Annotated in this window: 19 protein-coding genes and 1 pseudogene; 14 read left to right on the forward strand and 6 right to left on the reverse strand. The window is 61.5% G+C overall.

What is annotated here, in order from left to right; translation table 11 throughout:
- The 3 genes and pseudogenes from A3CW_RS0144385 to A3CW_RS0144395 form a co-directional block, all read left to right on the forward strand.
- Nucleotides 1–265: IS4 family transposase (locus A3CW_RS0144385; protein WP_028209187.1), on the forward strand; the 265-nt coding region annotated here is incomplete at its 5' end.
- A gap of 25 nt (nucleotides 266–290) precedes the next feature.
- Nucleotides 291–953 (forward strand): annotated as a pseudogene (locus A3CW_RS49965) (transglycosylase SLT domain-containing protein); the annotation flags it as partial.
- A 121-nt stretch (nucleotides 954–1,074) separates the two neighbouring features.
- Nucleotides 1,075–1,755: a VIT1/CCC1 transporter family protein gene (locus A3CW_RS0144395; protein WP_028209188.1), complete on the forward strand. Its 681-nt coding sequence runs from the start codon at nucleotides 1,075–1,077 to the stop codon at nucleotides 1,753–1,755.
- 9 nt (nucleotides 1,756–1,764) lie between these two features.
- Here the strand turns inward: A3CW_RS0144395 and A3CW_RS49970 are convergent, their stop codons facing one another.
- The 3 genes from A3CW_RS49970 to A3CW_RS0144410 all read right to left on the reverse strand — a co-directional run bounded on the left by A3CW_RS49970 (nucleotide 1,765) and on the right by A3CW_RS0144410 (nucleotide 5,950).
- Nucleotides 1,765–2,583 (reverse strand): PLP-dependent cysteine synthase family protein, encoded by an 819-nt coding sequence (locus A3CW_RS49970; RefSeq protein ID WP_081772122.1) that lies wholly within the window; start codon nucleotides 2,581–2,583, stop codon nucleotides 1,765–1,767.
- 479 nt (nucleotides 2,584–3,062) lie between these two features.
- On the reverse strand, nucleotides 3,063–3,653 hold the full coding sequence (locus A3CW_RS0144405; RefSeq protein WP_028209189.1) for a BPSL1445 family SYLF domain-containing lipoprotein: 591 nt from the start codon (nucleotides 3,651–3,653) through the stop codon (nucleotides 3,063–3,065).
- Nucleotides 3,654–5,047: 1,394 nt separating this feature from the next.
- On the reverse strand, nucleotides 5,048–5,950 hold the full coding sequence (locus A3CW_RS0144410; RefSeq protein ID WP_028209190.1) for a LysR family transcriptional regulator: 903 nt from the start codon (nucleotides 5,948–5,950) through the stop codon (nucleotides 5,048–5,050).
- Between the two features lie 105 nt (nucleotides 5,951–6,055).
- Between A3CW_RS0144410 and A3CW_RS0144415 the strand changes: the two genes are divergently transcribed.
- The 9 genes from A3CW_RS0144415 (at nucleotide 6,056) to A3CW_RS0144470 (ending at nucleotide 15,011) form a co-directional block, all read left to right on the forward strand.
- Complete coding sequence (locus A3CW_RS0144415) at nucleotides 6,056–7,006, forward strand: ketopantoate reductase family protein (RefSeq protein WP_028209191.1); 951 nt, start codon at nucleotides 6,056–6,058, stop codon at nucleotides 7,004–7,006.
- Nucleotides 7,003–7,395 carry a VOC family protein gene (locus A3CW_RS0144420; RefSeq protein WP_028209192.1) on the forward strand — a complete coding sequence of 131 codons (393 nt, stop codon included), beginning with the start codon at nucleotides 7,003–7,005 and terminating at the stop codon, nucleotides 7,393–7,395. The genes A3CW_RS0144415 and A3CW_RS0144420 overlap by 4 nt, the downstream gene beginning before the upstream one ends.
- 2 nt (nucleotides 7,396–7,397) lie before the next feature.
- On the forward strand, nucleotides 7,398–7,856 hold the full coding sequence (locus tag A3CW_RS0144425; protein WP_028209193.1) for a MaoC family dehydratase: 459 nt from the start codon (nucleotides 7,398–7,400) through the stop codon (nucleotides 7,854–7,856).
- The gene (locus tag A3CW_RS0144430) at nucleotides 7,856–9,067 is read left to right on the forward strand and encodes a CaiB/BaiF CoA transferase family protein (protein WP_028209194.1); all 1,212 of its coding nucleotides are present in this window, start codon (nucleotides 7,856–7,858) and stop codon (nucleotides 9,065–9,067) included. The genes A3CW_RS0144425 and A3CW_RS0144430 overlap by 1 nt, the downstream gene beginning before the upstream one ends.
- 6 nt (nucleotides 9,068–9,073) lie before the next feature.
- Nucleotides 9,074–9,910: a shikimate dehydrogenase gene (gene aroE, locus A3CW_RS0144435; RefSeq protein WP_028209195.1), complete on the forward strand. Its 837-nt coding sequence runs from the start codon at nucleotides 9,074–9,076 to the stop codon at nucleotides 9,908–9,910.
- A 200-nt stretch (nucleotides 9,911–10,110) separates the two neighbouring features.
- Complete coding sequence (locus A3CW_RS0144445) at nucleotides 10,111–10,347, forward strand: hypothetical protein (protein ID WP_028209196.1); 237 nt, start codon at nucleotides 10,111–10,113, stop codon at nucleotides 10,345–10,347.
- A 518-nt stretch (nucleotides 10,348–10,865) separates the two neighbouring features.
- Nucleotides 10,866–12,254 carry an MFS transporter gene (locus tag A3CW_RS49975; protein WP_035515963.1) on the forward strand — a complete coding sequence of 463 codons (1,389 nt, stop codon included), beginning with the start codon at nucleotides 10,866–10,868 and terminating at the stop codon, nucleotides 12,252–12,254.
- A 161-nt stretch (nucleotides 12,255–12,415) separates the two neighbouring features.
- Nucleotides 12,416–13,630 (forward strand): CaiB/BaiF CoA transferase family protein, encoded by a 1,215-nt coding sequence (locus tag A3CW_RS0144465; RefSeq protein WP_028209197.1) that lies wholly within the window; start codon nucleotides 12,416–12,418, stop codon nucleotides 13,628–13,630.
- 145 nt (nucleotides 13,631–13,775) lie between these two features.
- On the forward strand, nucleotides 13,776–15,011 hold the full coding sequence (locus A3CW_RS0144470) for a porin (protein ID WP_028209198.1): 1,236 nt from the start codon (nucleotides 13,776–13,778) through the stop codon (nucleotides 15,009–15,011).
- 191 nt (nucleotides 15,012–15,202) lie between these two features.
- Here A3CW_RS0144470 and A3CW_RS0144475 read toward each other — a convergent pair whose 3' ends face one another.
- Entirely contained in the window at nucleotides 15,203–16,000 is a 798-nt protein-coding gene (locus tag A3CW_RS0144475; protein ID WP_028209199.1) for a flavin reductase family protein, read from the reverse strand.
- 10 nt (nucleotides 16,001–16,010) lie between these two features.
- The gene (locus A3CW_RS0144480; protein WP_028209200.1) at nucleotides 16,011–17,075 is read right to left on the reverse strand and encodes an LLM class flavin-dependent oxidoreductase; all 1,065 of its coding nucleotides are present in this window, start codon (nucleotides 17,073–17,075) and stop codon (nucleotides 16,011–16,013) included.
- A 115-nt stretch (nucleotides 17,076–17,190) separates the two neighbouring features.
- Between A3CW_RS0144480 and A3CW_RS0144485 the strand changes: the two genes are divergently transcribed.
- Nucleotides 17,191–18,129, forward strand: coding sequence for a LysR family transcriptional regulator (locus A3CW_RS0144485; RefSeq protein WP_028209201.1), 939 nt, complete (start codon nucleotides 17,191–17,193; stop codon nucleotides 18,127–18,129).
- A gap of 31 nt (nucleotides 18,130–18,160) precedes the next feature.
- Here the strand turns inward: A3CW_RS0144485 and A3CW_RS0144490 are convergent, their stop codons facing one another.
- The gene (locus A3CW_RS0144490) at nucleotides 18,161–19,048 is read right to left on the reverse strand and encodes an SMP-30/gluconolactonase/LRE family protein (protein WP_245623910.1); all 888 of its coding nucleotides are present in this window, start codon (nucleotides 19,046–19,048) and stop codon (nucleotides 18,161–18,163) included.
- Between the two features lie 361 nt (nucleotides 19,049–19,409).
- On the opposite strand from A3CW_RS0144490, the gene A3CW_RS0144500 reads away from it, so the two are divergent.
- A complete protein-coding gene (locus A3CW_RS0144500; RefSeq protein WP_028209203.1) occupies nucleotides 19,410–20,180 on the forward strand; it encodes an enoyl-CoA hydratase/isomerase family protein in 771 nt (256 codons plus the stop codon).
- The last annotated feature ends 1 nt before the right edge of the window (nucleotide 20,181 follow it).

Consider the following 20,181-nt stretch of genomic DNA (forward strand, 5'->3'; position numbering starts at 1 on the left):
GCGTATGGGCCGGACATGTCCCGACCTTGATGCGACGCTGTTCTTCGATCCTGACGAGATTCACGGTGCCCACCTGCTGCTGAAAATACGACGACCGTCGAAACCGCTCGGACTCAACGAAATGATCCGACTGGTGGCGCGGTGCGGTGGCTTCCTCGCTCGCAAAGGCGACGGCGAACCGGGCGCAAAGACGATATGGCAAGGTCTGGAGCGCGTCATGACGGCAGCGGAAACTCTACGCGGACTGCGCCATGAACTCGCGTAGTCCGAGATGTGTATAACGCGGTGGGCTGAAGGATGCGATCAACGACTTCTACGTCAATTACGTGAAGAAGCAGAGCGTCGCCGAGGTCCGTCTCCAGCAGGAAATGAAACGCATCAAGCAGATCTCCAACAATACGGAGACGGAGGACATGAAGCGGTTCAGGCAGACCGTCAGATTATTTGAAAAATACGGTGCGCAGTACCGCTTTGATCCGCTTTTGCTTGCGGCCCAGGGATATCAGGAGTCCCAGCTAAATCAGGACGCACGCAGTCACGTCGGGGCGATTGGAATCATGCAGCTCATGCCGGCCACGGGGAAGGAACTTGCAGTAGGCGACATCCGGGTGACGGAGGCAAACATCCATGCAGGAGCAAAGTATCTCGATTCCCTGATGGTCCGTTACTTTCCCGATGCTCAATTTTCGGAGAGGGATCGTTCGCTCTTCGCATTCGCAAGCTACAACGCGGGACCTGCAAAGATCGCGAGGATGCGCAAGGAAGCGGCGGCACGCGGTCTGGATCCCAACAAGTGGTTCAACAATGTCGAGATCGTGGTTGCCGAGAAGATCGGCACCGAGCCGACGACCTATGTACGTAATGTTTTCAAATATTACGTTGCCTACCGGCTGGTGCAGGAAGCTGAGGCGGCGCGCTCTCGCGCGATTGGACAGATGCGTAAGAAGGGATGAACGGCAAGCGGAGCGAGCGACGGGGATATCGAACTGTTGTCTCTTTCATATACTGGTCGTACCAGCACTCCATGTTGGGAGCTAGTGCAACATCTCGTTGTCTACCTTGAGTCGAGGCCATATGAGCACTATCATGCCGGCCGGACACGCCGAACCCGAACGACGCGCACCGATTCTCAATACCGTCGACCGTGTCTGCGAAATATGTTTTGGTCTGTTCATGGCCCTGACGTTCGTCGGCGCCGTCAAGGCGGTCACCGCAGGCGAAGATGAAGGGTACAAGATGTTCTTCGCGGCGCTCGGATGCAATCTCGCGTGGGGCCTGGCGGACGCCGTGATGTATCTCGTACGTACGCTCGCTGATCGAGGGCAGCGCCTGAAACTCGCGCAGACCGTAAAGCGCGAACAGGACCGGGCTGTCGCCGTACGGGTGTTGCGCGATGCATTGCCTGAGAAGCTGGCGACGCTCGTCGAAGATGCCGACCTCGAGCGGATCCGTACGCGTCTCGCGGCGGCATTGACGCTGCCACCTCGGGCGAATTTTGTGAGTGGTGACTTCGTCGGCGCGCTGGGCATCTTTCTCCTTGTTGTCCTGGGAACGTTTCCCGTTGCGGTGCCGTTTCTCGTCGTGAGGGATGTTACAACGGCACTCATCGCCTCGCGCGTGCTCACACTCTTGATGCTTTTCGTCGCCGGCTTAGCGCTGGGGCGCTACACCGGCGCAGGGGCGATGAAGGCAGGTATCGCCATGATCGCGCTTGGCATTCTGCTTACCATGGCAATTATCAAGCTGGGCGGCTAACGGGCTCTTCTACATATGGCCGGCGCGCTTTCCATGTGCGAATGGAGACCCGGCAAGGCGAAGATAGCCAGCCACTGCAATACCGTCCAGGAATTTCAGATCTCCGATCGCATATCCACCACCTTGAATCGGATGGTCGGCGGCGGTAACCGGCTGCCCGGCGAGTGCAGCCGCTCCCTCCGGTTCGACCACGTAGCAGCGGATCGCTGGATTCCTTTCCTTGAGTGCCTTGCTGACACCAACATAGGTCCCACCCGATCCGACAAAATCGACAAATCCGTCGATTGCGCCCGAGGTCGCATTCCATAGCTCGGGGCCTGTAGTACGGTAGTGCGAGAGCCAGTTGCCGTCACGGTGAAACTGGTCCGCCCGAAAAGCGCCTCGCGCTTCGGTAATTCGTTGTGCTTCCTGATTTACTAGTTCGAGATCACCGCCCGAAACATAACCGGGCATACCACCTGGCAATTGATCGACCAGAACGACCTCGGCGCCGAGCGCACGCATCATGCGGGCTCGCTCTTCAGAATTTCCCTTGGACATGACAGCTACAAAGGGGTAGCCCTTTGCACCACACACGATTGCGAGCCCGGTCCCCATGTTGCCGGAGGTCAGTTCAACTACGGTCTGGCCCGGCGACAACATACCGGTTCGCTCAGCCTCCTCAATTACGCCTGGGGCCGCGCGGTCTTTCTCGGGAAATCCGGGATTCAGGTATTCCAGCTTGGCCAGAACTATGCCGTCCACACCTTGGCTTTTCGTCAGACGATCAAGGCGTACTAGGGGCGTATCGCCAATGACTTCGACAACGGAATTCAGCACTCGACTCATTGCGGCTCCGAATCAGAAGTGAATATGTGCGTCTAGCACGAAGCAGCGTATCGCGGACGCAGGATGGTGGCTTGTACGTTCCTGCCATCCACCCCAGATCTCGCGTTTTGATTCAGGTCGAGAGCATGAAAGACGGTCACTCGTACGCGGCGCGCGACCGCCTTCGGGCTCGAACGTCGGCTCACGGTAGCAACGCGGACTTTCGCATATTGGGTAACGCGCGCCGTTCAGTGGCCGCTCACAGGGTCAAACGGTCCCTTTGCGGCGGCGCCAAGGTTCGCCGGCCGGATTTTTCTGTCGGCAAGCGGAGCGCCGTAGATCGTCGCGCTTTCCTCTGGCGATAGCACCAGCGTCAAGATGCGTGACATTGAGGCACCGGCGGCCAATCGTGTTCGTGCTTCTGGTCTTCGTGCCTGGATCAGCGGTCTCTTGCAGGTGTAATGGCGGGCGACGGGCCGACTACGCTAGTGCGAGCGACTTCAGATTTTCAGCCGGGAAATCTTGGTGCCAGACAGCGACACATCGCCCATCAGGCCGGCGTTGGTCATCACAATGGCTTGAACCGGTGCGGTAGCCGTTGTCGTATCGATCTGGCCGTTCGCTCCAACCTTCACCAGCGCAACCGATCCTTCGCCACCGACTGACCAGCCTTTCGAGTTGCGGAAGCTGTTAAGCGAATCACGGGTCATGAAGAGAAAGATGACAGCCTTGGATTGCGCACCTGCCTGCAAGCCGAATGAGCCCGCCGCCGTGCTGTAGTAGCCGACCGTTTTCCCGCCTACCCGCAAAGCGCCTTGACCGTATTCTCCCCCGGCGACGAAACCAGCCTTGATCACAGCAGGGAATACGAGTACGCCATCCGCCTTGGCGACAAGTTCGTTTGAGCCTTTGACTGTCTCGAACAGCCGCGACAGTGTCGCGTTGACCTTTGCATCGATTTCGTGACGCTTCGCTGCATCGGACTCTGCGGCAACGGCCTCAGGCATTGTCGATGGGAATCTGATCAGCGACAGTCCCACGATCGTTAGCGTTGCCGCACCTGTCTTCAGAATAGAACGTCTGCGCATCATCACCTCCATCAAGGTTACGGTAGCAACGCGAAGCCAACGGATGGAGCAGGTGGAGGTGCCGGGTATTGCCGGCGGGTCAATTGCCTCGACGGGAGCGATTGGAAAATGAGGCGAGAATTGCGGCGCCGCTCGCGGCGGTGAAAATTGAACCGAAGCCAGGCGAATCCTCTTCGTCTGGCGATGCAGCAATATCGATCAATTCATTCCGACCGGGCTCCTGGTTCGTCGTCGTGCCAACAATATTTGGCAGATTCGTGCGTTGCGCAATAGGACTTAGGTCCAATATGGTGATGGCAGCCTCTTGGAAAGATGCGCCGGCTCAAGTACCGCACTCGATTACCGGTATGCGTTCGTCGTCGCGAACGGGCTGGTTGCTTACTGATGACCTTCAGACGTTTGTATGTCCGTGCAACGGCGTGCGTGAATAACCGCTCCTGGCCGATTGCACTCATTCGCAGAAGCCGCCCGAAAGCTGGCGTTGAAGACTTCAACGGCAGTTCCAGAGAACCTGCCGTGAACTGGTGCTCTCGGCCAAGAATTGACAATGTTAATTCGAGCGGGCTTGAGTGTTACTGCTCAGCGTTTGTTTGGAACAGCGCCGCGGTGAGGTGATAGCGCGAGATGGTGCACCGGTTCAACACCCGGGCGTAAGGCCCACACGGCGGAAGACAAATGGTTTAAAGACTCGAATCCTGGAAGTTATATGGTTGATCGAACCCCGAGTTGAACCGGTTCCAGCCTGCCGGATGGACCAGATCCGGAAGTTATTTGGTTGAATTTTCGGAAGCCAATCGAGTTCCTCTACAGGTGTAGAGGTAACCATAAAACTTCCGCCTGGAAGTTAATTGGTTTAAAAAATACCTGCCAAATTTACGTTTGGTTACGTATTCCGGTAACCGCTTGCATTCTGGTAGTCGACGCTGTCGCCCCCTCAGGTTGTGGCCGTTGGGATCATAAAATCAGGCGGCCTGCTCCGGCTCTATCTTTCTCTCTCTCTCTTCGTTGTGTGCAATCAAGGCGCGGATTACGTGGACCACTCTTGATAGCCATGTCACAGACCCATCGCGCCTTACGTAGGTTCGTCTTGATACCGGGCCAATTGCTCACTGAGCGGAGCAGCCGCTCAGATGACAGGGTGACGGCGAGGGCGAACTTCGCCTCATGAGCGATACCGGAAGTGCGCACTCCGACTTGCGGACGTGCACGAATTCACTAGGGAAGTCAGCCAGGCACAGCGGCAATAACGTCGGGACGACGTTGGCGTATATTCCTACGGTTTTGATAGCAAGGCTTATCTTGATGGCGGCAATACGGGCCGATTTTCCAAAGAATCTGCGGGCTACGGAGATCGCAGGCACCGTGAGTTGATGCGCGGTGCCTCAGGGTGGTTCTCACTATGAAACGCCGAACAACTGGACGACCACGCCACGCAACCAGCGATTCCCGGCCTCGTGATGATAGCGGGCATGCCAATGTTGCCGGACGGCGAATCCATCGACGGGAATCGGGCACGAATGGACTGCCAGATCGTTGACTTGCGCGAGTGTTTCGCCGATGTGGCGTGGCAGCGTGGCGACCAGATCGGTCGTCTGCACGATCGTGCCGAGCCCGAGGAAGCCCGGTAACTGCAGCACGACGTCACGTTCGATCCGCTCGCGCGCCAACGCCTGTTCGAGCAGTTGCGCACCTGTGCCTGATTCGATGGCGACATGTCCCTCCGCGCGGTACTGCTTCACACCGAGCCGCCCGCGAACGCGCGGATGATGGGGGTTCGTCAGACATACCCAATCCTGTTGATACAGCTGCTGCTGGTAGATACCGCCGCTGAGCCAGGGTACATAGCCGATCGCGAGGTCGGCTTCGCCCGACTCCAGCGCCCGTTCCGTGTTGCCATCGATTCCCGCTGCCTCGAGCCGGATGCCTGGCGCCTGCGCGCGCACATGCGCAAGCAGCCTCGGCAGCAGCGTGATATGGCTCGCGTCCGTCATGCAGATGCGAAAGCGCCGCTGCGCTGTCGCGGGATCGAACGCGATCTCCCACGCGGCGAAGCGCCTGAGCGATTCGAGGATCTCGCGGCACGGCCCGATCAACGCATCGGCCTGCGGAGTCGGCGCCATACCACCGTGTGTGCGAATGAAAAGCGGATCCTGCAGATGCTCGCGCAGCCGCCCGAGCCAGATGCTCACGGTGGGCTGGCTTTGTCCCAGTTGCCCGGCAACGCGCGTGACGCTGCGCGCGTCATAGAGCAGGTCGAATAGCTGCAGCAGTTTCAGGTCGGGTAAATCGGGCGGCATCATGGCGTACGGGCATTATTGTCTGTGGCAATAGCACCATTGTAGTCATTGCATTGCCGACGTCATCAGCAACTCATATCGTGCTCATACACGTTAAGGAGATGCTGAGTGAAGATTGCAATTCTCGGCGCCGGCGCACTCGGATGCGCGATCGGCGCCGCGCTCACAGAAGGGTCCTACGAAACCTGGTTGCTGAGCCGTTCGCCCGCCCATGTCGAAAAGATGCGCCACGACGGTCTGCAGGTCGACGACGATAGCGGCACGCGGCGCATCGCGGTGCGCGCCGCGACCCAGGCGAGCGAAGTCGGCGTGGCCGACGTGGTGATCGTGCTGGTTAAGTCCTTCCATACCGATGCTGCGATGCGCGGTGCACTCGCGCTGATCGGGCCCGAAACGCTCGTGCTGTCGCTTCAAAACGGACTCGGACACGAAGACCTGCTCGCCGATATCGTGGGCCGCGAGCGCGTGCTGGCAGGCAAGACCTATGTCGGCGGCGTGCTGCGCGGTCCGGGGCATATCCAGTCGGGTGTCACCGGCAAGGCGACCTATATCGGCGAACTCAATGGCCAGATGACGTCCCGCGTGCAGGCGATCGCCGACGTGTTCAACGCCGCCGGGCTGATGACCATGGTCAGCGACAACATCATGGGCACGATGTGGGACAAGCTGCTCGTGAACGTCGCCACGGGCGCGATCACTGGGATCACGCGTCTCACCTACGGTCAGCTTTATGACGAGGCGCCGTTGAAGGCGACTGCGCTCGCGGCCATCGGCGAAGCTATGACAGCAGCACACGCTGCGGGCATCAGGCTTTCGATGACGGACCCCGAACAGGCCTGGACACTCGCGGCCGAAGGTCTTTCTCCCGCGTTCAAGACGTCGATGCTGCAAAGTCTCGAAAAAGGCTCCGTCACGGAGATCGATTTCATCAACGGCTCGGTGGTGCGCTGGGGACAACGGCTCGGAGTGCCGACACCCGTCAACGCGACGCTGGTGGCCTGCGTCAAGGGCATCGAACGCGCGATGGCCGACGAACAGCGCAAGGAGGCGACGGCATGAACGGCTCGAAGGCTTATCTGGAGCATGTCGCGATCTGGGTCAAGGACATCCAGTGGCATGTCCGCTTCTTCGAAGACGTGCTCGGCATGAGCATGCGCGAAGTCGACGGCACCGTCGACGCGCCGCGCCAGTACTGGACGCTCGGCGGCTTGCAGTTCATTCATGTGCCGCAACACGAAGGTCCCGAAGGGCGCCTCGCGCATCTTGGCGTGATGTGTGAAGACCTGAAGGCGGCATTGGCCGCGGCCCACGCGTATGGCGTGAGCGAGATGCCGCAAGGGCGCAACTGGCTGCGTCTGCCCGACGGCCTCGCCGTCGAACTGATTCAGGCCACGCCCGCGTCGTGCGTCGCGCAGGCGCTGAGCATCAACCCGCGCGCGGAGGCGTGAACATGACGATCATCGACAAGTACTGGGACGACGCCCGCGAAGGCGACGAGTGCGTGAGCCCGAACTACACCGTGACGAAGGAACGCATCCTCGCGTACGCAGACCTCACGGGCGACCACACGCCCGTGCACGTGGACGAGGCGTATGCCAACGCGAGCCACTTCGGCTGCCTCGTCGCGCATGGGCTTTTCGGGCTGTCGATTGCCGACGGCCTCAAGACACAGAGCGACTATCGCTTTCTGCCCGGCATGTCGCTCGGCTGGACGTGGGACTTCCTGCTGCCTGTCAAAGTCAACGATGTGCTGCACGTGAAGTTTCGCGTCGGCGCCATGCGGCCCAGCAATAGCCGTCCGGGGTGGGGCATCGTCGTGCTGCCATCGGAATTGATCAATCAGAATGACCAGGTAGTTCAACGTGGCGAGCATCGTCTGATGGTGCCGCGCCGGCCGGGAGCTTTCTGATGCAGGCCCGACCCCTCGAAGGCATACGCGTTGTCGACTATAGCCACTTTCTCGCCGGTCCCTACGTGGGTCGCTGCCTCGCAGCGCTCGGCGCCGAAGTCATCAAGGTCGAGCGCCCCGGCAGTGGCGACGCGGGACGCCAGCACGCGACCGTGCTCGACGACCAGCAGAGCGGCTATTTCCTGCAACTGAACATGGGCAAGCGCGGCGTCAGCGTGAACATGAAGGACGCGCGCGGCAAGGAGTTCATGCGCCGCCTGTGCGACTCGGCGGATGTGTTCGTCGAGAACTACCGCCCCGGCGCGCTGGATAAACTCGGGCTGGGCTATGAAGCGCTATCCGCTCGCAATCCGGGCCTCGTCTACTGTTCGATCTCGGCATACGGTCACACGGGCCCCGACGCGCATCGCGCCGGATTCGGCCTGATCGCGGAGGCGAAGAGCGGCATCATGCAGATGGTGGGCACGCCGGGCGAGCCGCCGCCTTTGCTGCGCATTTCGCTCGGCGACATGTACACGGGCATTCACGCGGTGGCGGCGATCAACGCGGCGCTGCTCGGACGGGTGAAGAGCGGACGCGGCCAGCACATCGACATGGCGCTGTACGACACGCTCGTTTCGATGCACGAGTATGCGGTGCAGTGCTACACGCTGCGAGGCGTGCTGCCGGAACAGACCGGTCACGACATGCCGACTTCGACGCTTTATGGCGTGTTTCGCGCAGCAGACGGTGACCTCGTGATCGCCGCACAAGTGGACGACGCGTGGAAGCGGCTCGCGGCGCTGATCGAAGCGCACGGCGGCCCCGCCGGATTTGGCAGCGACGCGCGCTTTCACGATAGCGTGGGCCGCAACACGCATCGGCGGGCGATTCTCTGCGTCGTGCAGCCGTGGGTCGCCGCGCGGCCCGTCGCGCATGTGCTTGAACTGCTGGATGGCATCGATGTGCCTTGCGCGAAGGTGCAGCGCATCGACGAAGTGCTCAACGATCCGCAGATCCAGGCGCGCGGCATGGTGGTCGAGCAGCATCATCCGCGTTACGGAAAGCTGCGTCTGCCCAACCTGCCATTCCGCTTTTCTCATTGCGACACGACTATCCGCGACGTCGCGCCCGATCTCGGGCAGCACAACACGGAGGTCGCGCAATCGCTCGGCTTCTCAGCCGCCGAAATCGACGCGATGCAAACCGAAGGCATTCTCTATTCGAAGTGAGACACCATGACTGACCAGTATGCAGTGGTCGGGAATCCGATCGGACACACAAAATCTCCGTTGATTCATGGCCTGTTTGCTGAAGCGACACAACAGGCGATGTCGTACGTCGCGATCGAGGGTCCGCTCGACCCCGACGACGGATTCGCAAGGGTAGTACGCCAGTTCGCCGACGAAGGCGGCAAAGGCATGAACGTCACCGCACCGTTCAAGCTGAAGGCCTTCGCGCTCGCCGACGAGCGCAGTGAACGCGCGGCGTTGGCGGGCGCGGCCAATGCGCTCAAGTTCGAGAGCGGCCGGATCGTTGCCGAGAATTTCGACGGCATTGGCCTGTTGCGTGATATCGAGGTCAATCTCGGCGTTCCGCTCGCCGGCAAACGCGTGTTGGTGCTCGGCGCAGGCGGCGCAGCGCGCGGCGCGCTGTTGCCGTTTCTTGCCGCGGGTCCCGCCGAACTGGTCATCGCCAATCGCGACGTGTCCAAAGGCGAAGCGCTAGCGGCCCAAATCGGCCCGCGCGGCGCGGTGTTGCGTGCCTGCGGCTACGGCGATCTCGCGACGCGAGGCCGCTTCGACCTCGTGGTCAACGCGACTTCGGCAAGCTTGACTGGTGAACTTCCGCCCGTCCCCCCGAGCGTGTTCAGCCCGGATGGCACCGCCTACGAGCTTGCGTACGGCAAGCGGCTCACGCCCTTCCTGCGGCTCGCGCGCAACGCTGGCGTACACGGTGTCGCCGACGGCGTGGGCATGCTGGTCGAGCAGGCCGCCGAAGCGTTTGTATGGTGGCGCGGCGTGCGACCGTTGACGGCCGCGGCCATCGACCGCCTTACCGTGCCGCTCGACTGAGCGCGCAAAGGAGATCCCGATGAAGAACGTCCACGTCCAAAGGGCCTCGGCGCCCAACCGTGCAGATGCAAACGCCCACTTCATCCGTCATCGAACGCCGCGCCTCGCGCTCTGGCGGCGCGCGGCGTTGCACGACACGCGCCATCATCAGATGCATCAGAGCGCTGAGTAAGCGCAGAAAACGCTACTGGTGACGCCCTATGGTCCGACTCGCTCGGACCGGCGTTTGCCGTGAACTCGGCGCGCGCTACCCGATCTTCGACTTCTCGCATCCGCCCGACGTGATTGTCTCGCTCGCTGATGCAGGCGGTCTCGGCGTGCTCGGGCTCGCCTGCGAGCTACCCGAGGGCATCCCGGTGATCATCGCTGAGGCCAGGCAACGGCTGGCCGGCGAGCCCTACAGCATCGACCTGATGCTGCCCGCCGGCGTGCCGTAACTTGCCGGCATCGACAGCGTACGTGAGGCGTTGGACGCGTTCCGTTTGCCGAAGGATTGCGTGAGCGTTTTGACCTCGCTGCGTCCATCAAGCGGGTTATCCCTTAGATTCACCTGCAAACCGCCCGAATGCGTCGATTTTCGCAGGACACATCCGCTTATTTCGACGAAATCGACACCGCACTCGATCCATATAATCGAACCGCAAGAGATTCGTGCAGCGCATGGCGTTTAGCAATCGATCGCTCGAATCGATGCGAGAAGGACGGCGTGTGAGTCGACGGCCGAAAACACCGAAAAAGGCACGTAAGCGGTGAGCGATACGCGCTTAGAACGCGGAACAAAAACGGGCCAAAGCAGCTCGTAGTCTGGCAGCGCATTGCTTGGTTCAAAAAGCGATACGCGCATGAATATGACTCAATGGAGACAAAACGGTATGAAGAGGATCGGTAGCGGCAATCAGTGCATTGCCCGGTTGCGCATTGACCAGTACGAAGTGCTGGCGACCGGGGACGCACGATGAACCATGCACTCGAAAGAGGACGCACCGTTGACGTCCAGGCATTCATCGACGATCAGCGCTTTTCGCTCTTCCACTGCATTCTGTTCGTGCTGTGCTTTCTCACCATTGCGCTTGATGGTCTCGACACCGGCGCAATGGGGCTTATCGCGCCAACTCTCGCACAGGACTGGAACGTGCCGCGCGCCTCGCTCGGACCAGTATTAAGCGCCACGCTCGTTGGCATTGGCGTGGGCGCGCTGCTGGTGAGTCCGCTTGCCGACCGCGTCGGCCGTCGCAGCGTGTTGGTCGGCTCCGTGGCGTTCTTCGGCGTGTGGAGCACGGCGGCGGCGTTCGCCACGTCGATGGACGCGCTCACCGTCATGCGCTTTCTCACCGGCATGGGCCTCGGCGCGGCCATTCCCAACACGGTGACACTGATGGCCGAGTTCGTGCCGGGGCGCATTCGCGGCTTCGCCGTCAACGGGATGCTCGTGGGCTTCGCGGCCGGCAACACCGTGGGCGGAGTACTCTCGGGGTGGCTCATTCCCGCGTTTGGCTGGCGCAGTGTGTTGCTCGCGGGGGGCATCGCGCCGCTCGTGCTCGCGTGCCTGTTGTTCGCCTTCCTGCCGGAATCGGTGAAATTCATGGTGTCGAGCGGCAAGCCCGCAGACCGCATCGCCCGCGCGCTGCGCCGCCTCGCTCCCAACGCGCGGCTTGACGGGTGCGCGTTCGTGAGCGAGGCGCATGCGCCTCGCGAGCGCGCCAGCCGCTCGCCCGTGCTCGAACTGCTCTCGCGCGACTACGTGGTGGGCACGATCATGCTGTGGGTGGCGTATTTCATGTGCCTCGTGGTGCTGTACCTCATCAACAACTGGATGCCGACGCTGCTCAAGGGCTCGGGCTTCTCGCTGCCGCAATACGCTGCGACATCCGCGTATTTCCATCTTGGCGCGTGCGTGGGCATTCTCATGGCGGGCTGGCTGATGGACCGCATGAGCCCGGTGCGCGTGATCGCGCTGTTCTTTGCGCTCACTGCGCTCGTGGTGCTCATCATCGGGCGTAACGTGGCGCACGACGCGGGCCTGACGGTGCTGATCGTCGCAACGGGTCTCACGCTTTCGGGCGCGGCCTCTTCGATGTCCACACTCGCCACGCAGTTCTATCCCACCACGAGCCGCGTGACAGGCTGTGCATGGATGCTGGCGATCGGGCGCCTTGGCGCCGTGGCGGGCACCTTCGGCGGCGCGTTTCTGCTGAGCCTGAACTGGGAGTTCTCGGCCATTTTCGGCCTGCTCGCGGTGCCATCGCTGATCGCAGCGGGCGCGCTGCTCATGCTCGGGCGTCATGCGCCGCATCTGGGCAGTGCGGAGCGCATGACGGGCGCTCCGGCGGCCTCGCAGCACTGAGCGCCGCGCCCGCACGGCGAAACGGCGCCCGCGGGAAACCCCATGTCGCCGCGCCAGCTCGCGCGGCACGTTGATCCACCCACTGAATGAACGAACGGGCACACGGCGCGCCGCGTGCCGGGGCCCGCTTCGTCTCGCGCAACGCAATGAACAACGATTCGATGGCTTCAGAAAACAGGGCGCTGCCGCTTGCCGGTGTGCGCGTGCTCGACCTTTCGCGTGTGCTGGCCGGCCCGTGGTGCGCCATGGTGCTCGGCGACCTGGGCGCAGAGGTCATCAAGGTCGAGCATCCTGGCCGCGGCGACGACACGCGCGACTGGGGCTTGCGCATCGGCCGTACGGAAACGGCCTATTTCAATAGCGTGAACCGCAACAAGCGCTCGCTCACGCTCGATCTGCAAACGGCCGAAGGCCAGCAGATCGCGCGCGACATTGCGAAGACTTCCGATGTCGTCATTCAGAATTTCAAATATGGCGGCGCGGAAAAACTCGGTCTCGGTTACGAGCAACTGAAGCGCGATAACAGCAAGCTCGTCTATTGCTCGATTTCCGGTTACGACCGCGCCGGCCCCGAAGCCGAGCGGCCCGGTTACGATCTGCTCGTGCAGGGCGAAGCGGGATTGATGGCGCTGAACGGCGAAGCTGAGCGGCCGCCGCTCAAATTCGGCATCGCGGCCGTCGATCTATTCACCGGCATGTATTCCGCCCAGGCCATTCTCGCCACGCTATACGAGCGCGAGCGCGGCGGCAGCGGGCGCCACATCGAAATGGCGCTGTTCGACTGCGGGCTGATGATCACCGCTTATTACGGACTCGAAGCGCTCGTGGCAGGCGAGGACCCGCCGCGCTTTGGCAACGAGCATCCGTCCATCGTGCCCTATGGCGTATTCGAGGCGGCCGATGGACCGCTCGTGGTCGCGGTAGGCAACAACGGCCAGTACGAGCGCTTTTGCCGTGAGGTGCTGCAGCGCCCCGAACTTGCCGACGACGCGCGCTTCAAGACCAATATCCTGCGCTCGCAGAATCGCGCGGCGCTGCTGCCGGAAATTCGCCGCGCAATTGCGAGTGAGGAGCGCGCGGCGCTGCTCGAAAGGCTCGCCGGCGCGGGGATTCCGTGCGGCGAGGTGGCGGGCCTGCGCGAAGCGCTGCTTTCGCCGCGCGCCACCGAGGCCGGACTCTTGACCACCCAGCCGCATCCGCATACGGAATCGGGCACGACGCCCGTGCTCGCCCCGCCATGGCGCTTCGATGGCGAGCGCATGCCCGTGCGCCGTCCGCCGCCGCAACTCGGCGAAGGCACGCGCGACGTGCTGCAAGGCGTGCTGGGCTATAGCCCCGAGCATATCGCCGACCTCGCCAGCCGGGGCGTGGTGTGACCTGACATAGCGCGCTCCAGACACAGGAGCGCGCTACGTTCATTCGAATAGAAACGCGTGGAGGGACGCAGCCGCACATCAGTTCAATAGAAGATTCGGATTACGAACAAATATATACATAACAGGATCGAGTTCTGGAGACGTCATGAAGAAGAGTCATTTTTGGGTTGGTCCTATCGTCGCGCTCGCAGCCGCGAACGCAAATGCGCAGAGTTCCGTCACGCTGTACGGCCTGATCGATCTCGGCATCAACTATTCGAGCAACGCGCAAACGGGCCGCAACGCCGACGGCTCGCTCAACGGCAAATCGCAAGTCAACATGAGCGACGGCGCGACACGCGGCTACGGCGGCAGCCGTTGGGGCTTGAAGGGTTCGGAGGATCTGGGCGGCGGGCTTTCGGCGATTTTCACGCTCGAAAACGGCTACAACATCGTGAACGGCGCCATCGCGCAAGGCGGCGCAATGTTCGGCCGCCAGGCTTTCGTCGGGCTGAGCAGCAATACGTTCGGCACGGTCACGCTCGGTCGCCAGTACGACACGCAATCGGACTTCGTGGCGAACTATTCCCCGGCGATCATTGCAGGCATCTCGGGCGCCGTGCCCGGCGACGTGGACGGTCTCGGCCACACTCGCCGCGTGAACAACGCCGTCAAATACCTGAGCCAGAACTATCGCGGTTTCACATTCGGCGGATTGTATTCGCTGGGCGGGCAGGCCGGTAATTTCACGCGCAGCCAGGTATGGGCGCTGGGCGCGAACTACGCGATCGGCGGATTCTCCGCGGGCCTCGGCTACTTCAACGCGCGCGACCCGAATCTTTCCTCGTTTGGCAACAGCCCGAATAACGGCGGCCCGGCCACGAACAACATGGGGTCGGCCGGTTCTCTCACGACGGCGCAATCCAATCCGATCTACGCGGGTTATTCCTCCGCCCATACCTACGAGATCTATTCGGCAGGCGCGAGCTACAAATACGGGGGGACGACGTTCGCGGCCTCGTTCAGCCATTCCGCGTTCGACAAGCTCGGCGATCTCGAGGCCGGTCCCAATCCGTTCCACTACAGCGGCACAGCCATCTTCAACACGGCTACCGCCACCGTCTCGTACCTTGCGACGCCCGCGTTGCTCATCGGCGGCGCTTATACGTACACGCATGGCGGCGGTGCGGGCGGCGATGGTTCTGCCACGTATCATCAGGGCATATTCGCCGTGCAGTACTTTCTCTCGAAGCGCACCGAGCTGTACTTCTTCGGCGTGTATCAAGCCGCTACCGGAACCGACTCGCTCGGCCAACCGGCCGTTGCCAGCATCGAGCTCATGACGCCTTCCAGCACGAATCATCAGTTCGTCGGCCGCGTAGGCATCATTCAACGCTTCTGACCGGAAGCATTTATTGCGTTTGAAACTTTGCATGGCCGCTGTCCGGTTCTCTCCGGGCAGCGGCCAGTTACTTTTGGGTAGCTATCACGCGTGGCTCGAATTCAGCTTTGAGTGCGCGGGAAAGGAGCGAGGCAGCAAAAACAAAAACGCCGCTGAAATCAGCGGCGCAAGATGCAACACGGAGATTCGGTTTAGTGCAACGTGAGCTGCACGAGCTTGTGAGTCGAGGCGTTGAAATTCACCATCGGATTGGCTTCGCGATTGGCCGTCTTGCGAATCTTGCCGACGACAAGATCGTGCGTGCCGAGCGGCTGCGTGCAGACAATGTCGCATTCGAGGCTCGCGAGCGCATCTGTGAGCACCGGCAGGCCGTGCTGGCCATCGCTCCAGCAGCCTTCGGTGAAGCGCTGCGGTCCTTGCGGCGCCCCGAGGAACTGGCCCATGACCGACCCATGTTCCTCGCCCAGAATATTGGCGACGAAACGGCCGCTTGCCATGAGCGGCGCGCGCATGGACGACGACTGGTTCACGAAAAATCCCACGAGCGGCGGCTCGGCCGAGATCGACGTGAGGCTCGAGACGATCATGCCCGCCACGGCGTCGCCGCTGCCGGTTGTGATCGCGCTGATGCCCGCGGGCAGGGCGCGCATCGCGGCCTTGAAGTCAGCGAGCGAAACGACTTCGTCGCTATCGTTGAGCGTAATGTGCGCGCGGACTTCGCCGCGCTCGTTGACCCAGCCGAAGCGCGCCGCGTAGTCGATCATGCCCGTGAATCCTGCTTCCCATGCGGCATCGCCGGCGTGCCCAGAGAGAAAGCGCAGCACGGGGGGCGCAAGCAGAATATGATCATCGCCGTCGCGCCGGCCAATGCGCGCAACGGCCTGGTCGAACCGCTCGCGCGGCTGGGGGTCGACGAGCACGTCGAGCTTCTTGAAGTTCGAAGGGTCGAGTAACGTGATCGCTCCCGCGTTCGTCAGGTGCAGACGCATGGCCGCCTCCTCAGACCGTCGTGGTTAACTGGCCCACTTCCTTGCGGATGGCCGGAATGATCTTCTCGCCCCACAGCTCGATCTGCTTGAGCATGGTCTTCTGGTCGAAGTCGCCGAGCTGGGTTTGCAGCGCAATGTGTTTCGGACGCAGAATGCTGATCTCTTCGAGCATCTTGTCGATCACTTCGCTAACCGAACCCACCGGCAAATTCTTGCGCAGCTGATCGAAGCTCAGGTCGGTGGGCGAAGGCTCTTCCTTCACCATATAGCCGTCTTCGGAATGCGCTCGGCGATATTTGAGGCTTTCCGAAATGCGGCGCTGAAAGCGCGCGCAATCGAGGTACGCGTCGACTTCGGCCTTGTTGTCCGAGGCATAGCCGCAGCGCAGGAAGCCGAATTTGACGTCGCGGTCGAGGTCCTTGCCGTTTTCTTGCGCAACCTTTTCGAGCCGGCCGCGCAGGCTCGTGATGGCGTCCGTGCCGTTGAGCAGCGAGGTCACGAACAGATTGTGATTCTCGCGCACGCCGCGCCCGAGCGTGACGGGGTTGCCCGAGGTAATCCACAGCGGCGGCATGGGGTCCTGAATGCAGCGCACGGCGATCGAACTGGGCGGAATCTTCAGATACTTGCCGTCGTGGTCGAAAATCTTTTGCGTGAGGCCCTTGGGGATCACGTCGAGGAATTCATTGAAAATCGCGCCCGATTCGGCAATGTCCACGCCAAAGCGCTCGAATTCGAACTCCTGATAGCCCGAACCGACCCCAAGTTCGAGGCGGCCGTTCGACACCGTATCGACAAAGCCGACTTCGGCGAGAAAACGCGCCGGGTGATAGAGCGGAAGAATGCAGACCGCCGTGCCGAGGCGAATGCGCTTTGTCTTGCCGGCCGCGTGCGCAACCGTCATGAGTGGCGAGGGCGAAAGCGAATAGTTGTTGAAGTGGTGCTCCGCATACCAGGCAGTGTCGAATCCGGCCTGTTCCGCCACAACGGTTTGCTCGATCGAATTGCCGATGACTTGCTGTGAAGTCTGATGATAGCCCCGCTGCTGGGCCAGGATGAAAACGCCGAATTCCATAGTGCTCCTCTCTCTTTATAAAACCCAAAGGGCTTGAGAGGAATTCTAGATTCGCCATGTTATTATCAGGAATAACGTAAAACATGCGTTCTGAACTGCAAGAACTGGAGGAATCATGGATCGGCTTCGTGCGATGGAGCTGTTTCTCTCTATTTCACGAACAGAGAGTTTTTCGGAGACGGCGCGCAAGTTCGGCGTTTCGGCCACCTCGGTCTCACGCATGATCACCGAGTTCGAAGGCGAACTGAATGTCAAGCTGCTGCTGCGCTCCACGCGGCAGGTGGTGCTGACCGAAGCCGGACAGGAATACGCGCGGCATCTGGAAGGCATTCTCTGGAGCATCAGCGAGGCGCAAAGCAGCATTACGGCCATTAGCGCCGCGCCCATGGGGACCTTGCGCGTGCATTCGCGCATGATGTTCGGCCTTGGCGTGCTGCCGCCACTGATCGCAGAATTTCGTCGCCAGTATCCGGACATCCACGTCGAATTGATTCTTGGCGAATCGAAAGCCGACTTGCGTCGCCAGCAGATCGACATTGACTTTCGCATTGCGCCGCCCGTGGAAGCGGGGCTCAAGCGGCGCATTCTCTTCAAGAGCGAGCGCTATCTCGTGGCCTCGCCTGGTTATCTCGCCGCGCACACGGCGCCAGAAACGCCGCAAGACATCACCACGCACGAATGTCTTGCATATACATTGCCCGGCGACAACTACATCTGGCGCTTCAAGCAGGAGGAAGCGGTAGAGGAGGTGGCGTTCAAACCGCGCCACGTGAGTAACAACGGCATTGTGCTGCTGGATTTTGCGCGGCTTGGTGAAGGCATTGCGCTGCTCGACGATTACACCGTGCACCACGATATCGCGAGCGGCAGGCTCGTGCGCCTGATGCCGCGATTTCAGGTGAGCAACACGTCGTTCGAGGATGGCATGTATGCCACCATTCTCGACACGCCCATGATCCCCGCGAAAATACGCCTGTTTCTGGACTTCATCGCGGCGCACGTATCAGGCAAGGAACTGCGGTTTTCGGCTTACGGCGACGCGCTCGCGCTTTGAGCGCTTTCAACGCTTCGGGCCGCGCCGTTCTTCACGCCGCGCGTATGCGGCACGCAAAGCGCGGCGTGCCGCGATAGCCCGCGCCGCGCACACGCAGCAGCGCGCCGTCGAGTTCGCCGCTCGCGCGCAACCGGCCGCTATCGGTAATCGAAGTCACGTAAATATCGTCTAGCCGCGTGCCGCCAAAACAGAGCGAAGCAGGATGCGCGAGCGGCAAGGCAACGCGGTCGGTCATGCGGCCCTGGTCGTCGAAGCGCGCAATGGCGCTTGCGTGCACGAGGGCGGTCCACAAGCCGCCCTGCGCGTCGAAGCAGCAGCCGTCGGGCGCGGAGCCCAGCGCTTCGGTATTCACGAACGCGCGGCGTTCACCCAGCGCGCCGTCGCCTGCCATGGCGTAGGACCAGATGGTTTTCGACGCGCTGTCTGCAATATGAAAGCGGCCATTCGACGGATGCACGGCCGGCCCGTTCGCGACGCCAATTCCCCCATCCAGCTTGTTCAGCGCACTGTCGCATTGCAGGCGGTAAATGCCGCCAAGCGGTGTTTCGCCTGGCTCGCGATAGATATGCATGGTGCCCACCACAAAGCTGCCGTCGGGCATTGCAGCGCCATCGTTCAGGCGCAGATTTGGATGGCTCGCCTCGATGCGCGCAAGCGGCCGCCACGCGCCGGTAGCCGTATCGAGCAAGACGATTTCCTCTTTGAGCGCGACGATCAAATTGCCATCGTGATTCAACGCAAATGAACCGGCAGGCGGCGGCACGTCGTAATGCGTGTTCGCGCCCGTTTGCGGATCGACGCAGTAAATCCGCCCCTTTCTGCTGTCAATGAACCACAGGCGTTCATGTGCGGCGTCCCACACGGGGCACTCGCCAAGTGCTGCCGTAATCGTCGTGATGCGCTCGATCTCGATTGCCATGAAGCGGATCCGTCCATTCGAATCAGGGTAATTGCTGAGTGCGTTGTCGTGCCGCCATGCGTTTGCGCGCGACCCATCCCGCCGTGCTCGTGCACCGCTTTGCGCATCGTAAATCACCTCCATTCCTGCGAATAGCGCGAGTTTTTGCAGGACACATCCAACGATTTCGGCGGAAATCGCAGGAGTGGTCCGTCCATATAATCGGTTCGCAGGAGCCCATGCCAATGCCCGGCTCGTTAGCGCGGCAACCGGCATGGAGTCGAGAACACGAGGAGGCAATCATGCAGATGAAATTCGAAGCCCCGTTGCGGGCCGCGTGCGCCGTCGCGCCCATTGAACAATCGAACAAGGGAGCGCAAGCATGAGCGAACGTATGGTGCGGCTCGAAGTGGCCGATGGCGTGGCGCTTGTGACGATGGCGCGTGAACCGGTCAACGCCCTGAACCGCGAAATGCGCCGACAGATCATTGCGGCCTTCGACGAAGTGTCCGAGCGCGACGATATTCGCTGCGCAGTGCTCACCGGCATCGGCAAGGTGTTTTGCGCGGGCGCCGATTTGCGCGATCGTCCGAATAGCGAAGTGGCCGGCGACTTTCTCGAACATAACCGCCTGACGCGCGAAACCGGCAATGCGATTCGCGAATGCGCGAAGCCCGTCATTGCCGCCGTGAACGGCGTGGCGCTCGGCGCGGGACTCGGCTTGATGGCGTCCTGCGATATCTATTACGCGTCGGAGGAGGCGAGCTTCGGCATGCCGGAAATCAACGTGGGTCTCGCGGGTGGCGCTTCGATGCTGCGCACGCTATTCGGTCGGTCCACGGTACGGCGTATGTTTTTCACGGGGCAACGCCTGAGCGCGCACGATCTCCTGCGCCGCAACGTGCTGGAAGACGTGCTGCCTGCGAGCGAATTGCTTCCTGTAACGATGGCGCTCGCGCGCGAGATTGCATCGAAAGCGCCGCTCGCAGTCGTCTACGCGAAGCGCGCCGCCAACATGGTGGAAGTGATGCCGCAGCGCGAAGCGTACCGCCACGAGCAGGATTTCACGATGGCGCTCTCGAAGACCGAGGATGCACGCGAAGCGCGCATGGCATTCCTCGAAAAGCGCGCACCCGCTTTCAAGGGCCGCTGAA

The sequence above is a fragment of the Paraburkholderia nodosa DSM 21604 genome (genome assembly GCF_000519185.1).
GTDB classification, from domain to species: Bacteria; Pseudomonadota; Gammaproteobacteria; order Burkholderiales; family Burkholderiaceae; genus Paraburkholderia; species Paraburkholderia nodosa.

Bases quoted from the DNA above. Each gene is read 5' to 3' on its own strand.
- A3CW_RS0144395 (WP_028209188.1), top strand. From the start codon at position 1,075: ATGAGCACTATCATGCCGGCCGGACACGCCGAACCCGAACGACGCGCA.
- A3CW_RS49970 (WP_081772122.1), bottom strand. From the start codon at position 2,583: ATGAGTCGAGTGCTGAATTCCGTTGTCGAAGTCATTGGCGATACGCCC.
- A3CW_RS0144405 (WP_028209189.1), bottom strand. From the start codon at position 3,653: ATGATGCGCAGACGTTCTATTCTGAAGACAGGTGCGGCAACGCTAACG.
- A3CW_RS0144410 (WP_028209190.1), bottom strand. From the start codon at position 5,950: ATGATGCCGCCCGATTTACCCGACCTGAAACTGCTGCAGCTATTCGAC.
- A3CW_RS0144420 (WP_028209192.1), top strand. From the start codon at position 7,003: ATGAACGGCTCGAAGGCTTATCTGGAGCATGTCGCGATCTGGGTCAAG.
- A3CW_RS0144425 (WP_028209193.1), top strand. From the start codon at position 7,398: ATGACGATCATCGACAAGTACTGGGACGACGCCCGCGAAGGCGACGAG.
- A3CW_RS0144430 (WP_028209194.1), top strand. From the start codon at position 7,856: ATGCAGGCCCGACCCCTCGAAGGCATACGCGTTGTCGACTATAGCCAC.
- aroE (WP_028209195.1), top strand. From the start codon at position 9,074: ATGACTGACCAGTATGCAGTGGTCGGGAATCCGATCGGACACACAAAA.
- A3CW_RS0144445 (WP_028209196.1), top strand. From the start codon at position 10,111: ATGGTCCGACTCGCTCGGACCGGCGTTTGCCGTGAACTCGGCGCGCGC.
- A3CW_RS49975 (WP_035515963.1), top strand. From the start codon at position 10,866: ATGAACCATGCACTCGAAAGAGGACGCACCGTTGACGTCCAGGCATTC.
- A3CW_RS0144465 (WP_028209197.1), top strand. From the start codon at position 12,416: ATGGCTTCAGAAAACAGGGCGCTGCCGCTTGCCGGTGTGCGCGTGCTC.
- A3CW_RS0144470 (WP_028209198.1), top strand. From the start codon at position 13,776: ATGAAGAAGAGTCATTTTTGGGTTGGTCCTATCGTCGCGCTCGCAGCC.
- A3CW_RS0144475 (WP_028209199.1), bottom strand. From the start codon at position 16,000: ATGCGTCTGCACCTGACGAACGCGGGAGCGATCACGTTACTCGACCCT.
- A3CW_RS0144480 (WP_028209200.1), bottom strand. From the start codon at position 17,075: ATGGAATTCGGCGTTTTCATCCTGGCCCAGCAGCGGGGCTATCATCAG.
- A3CW_RS0144485 (WP_028209201.1), top strand. From the start codon at position 17,191: ATGGATCGGCTTCGTGCGATGGAGCTGTTTCTCTCTATTTCACGAACA.
- A3CW_RS0144490 (WP_245623910.1), bottom strand. From the start codon at position 19,048: ATGGCAATCGAGATCGAGCGCATCACGACGATTACGGCAGCACTTGGC.
- A3CW_RS0144500 (WP_028209203.1), top strand. From the start codon at position 19,410: ATGAGCGAACGTATGGTGCGGCTCGAAGTGGCCGATGGCGTGGCGCTT.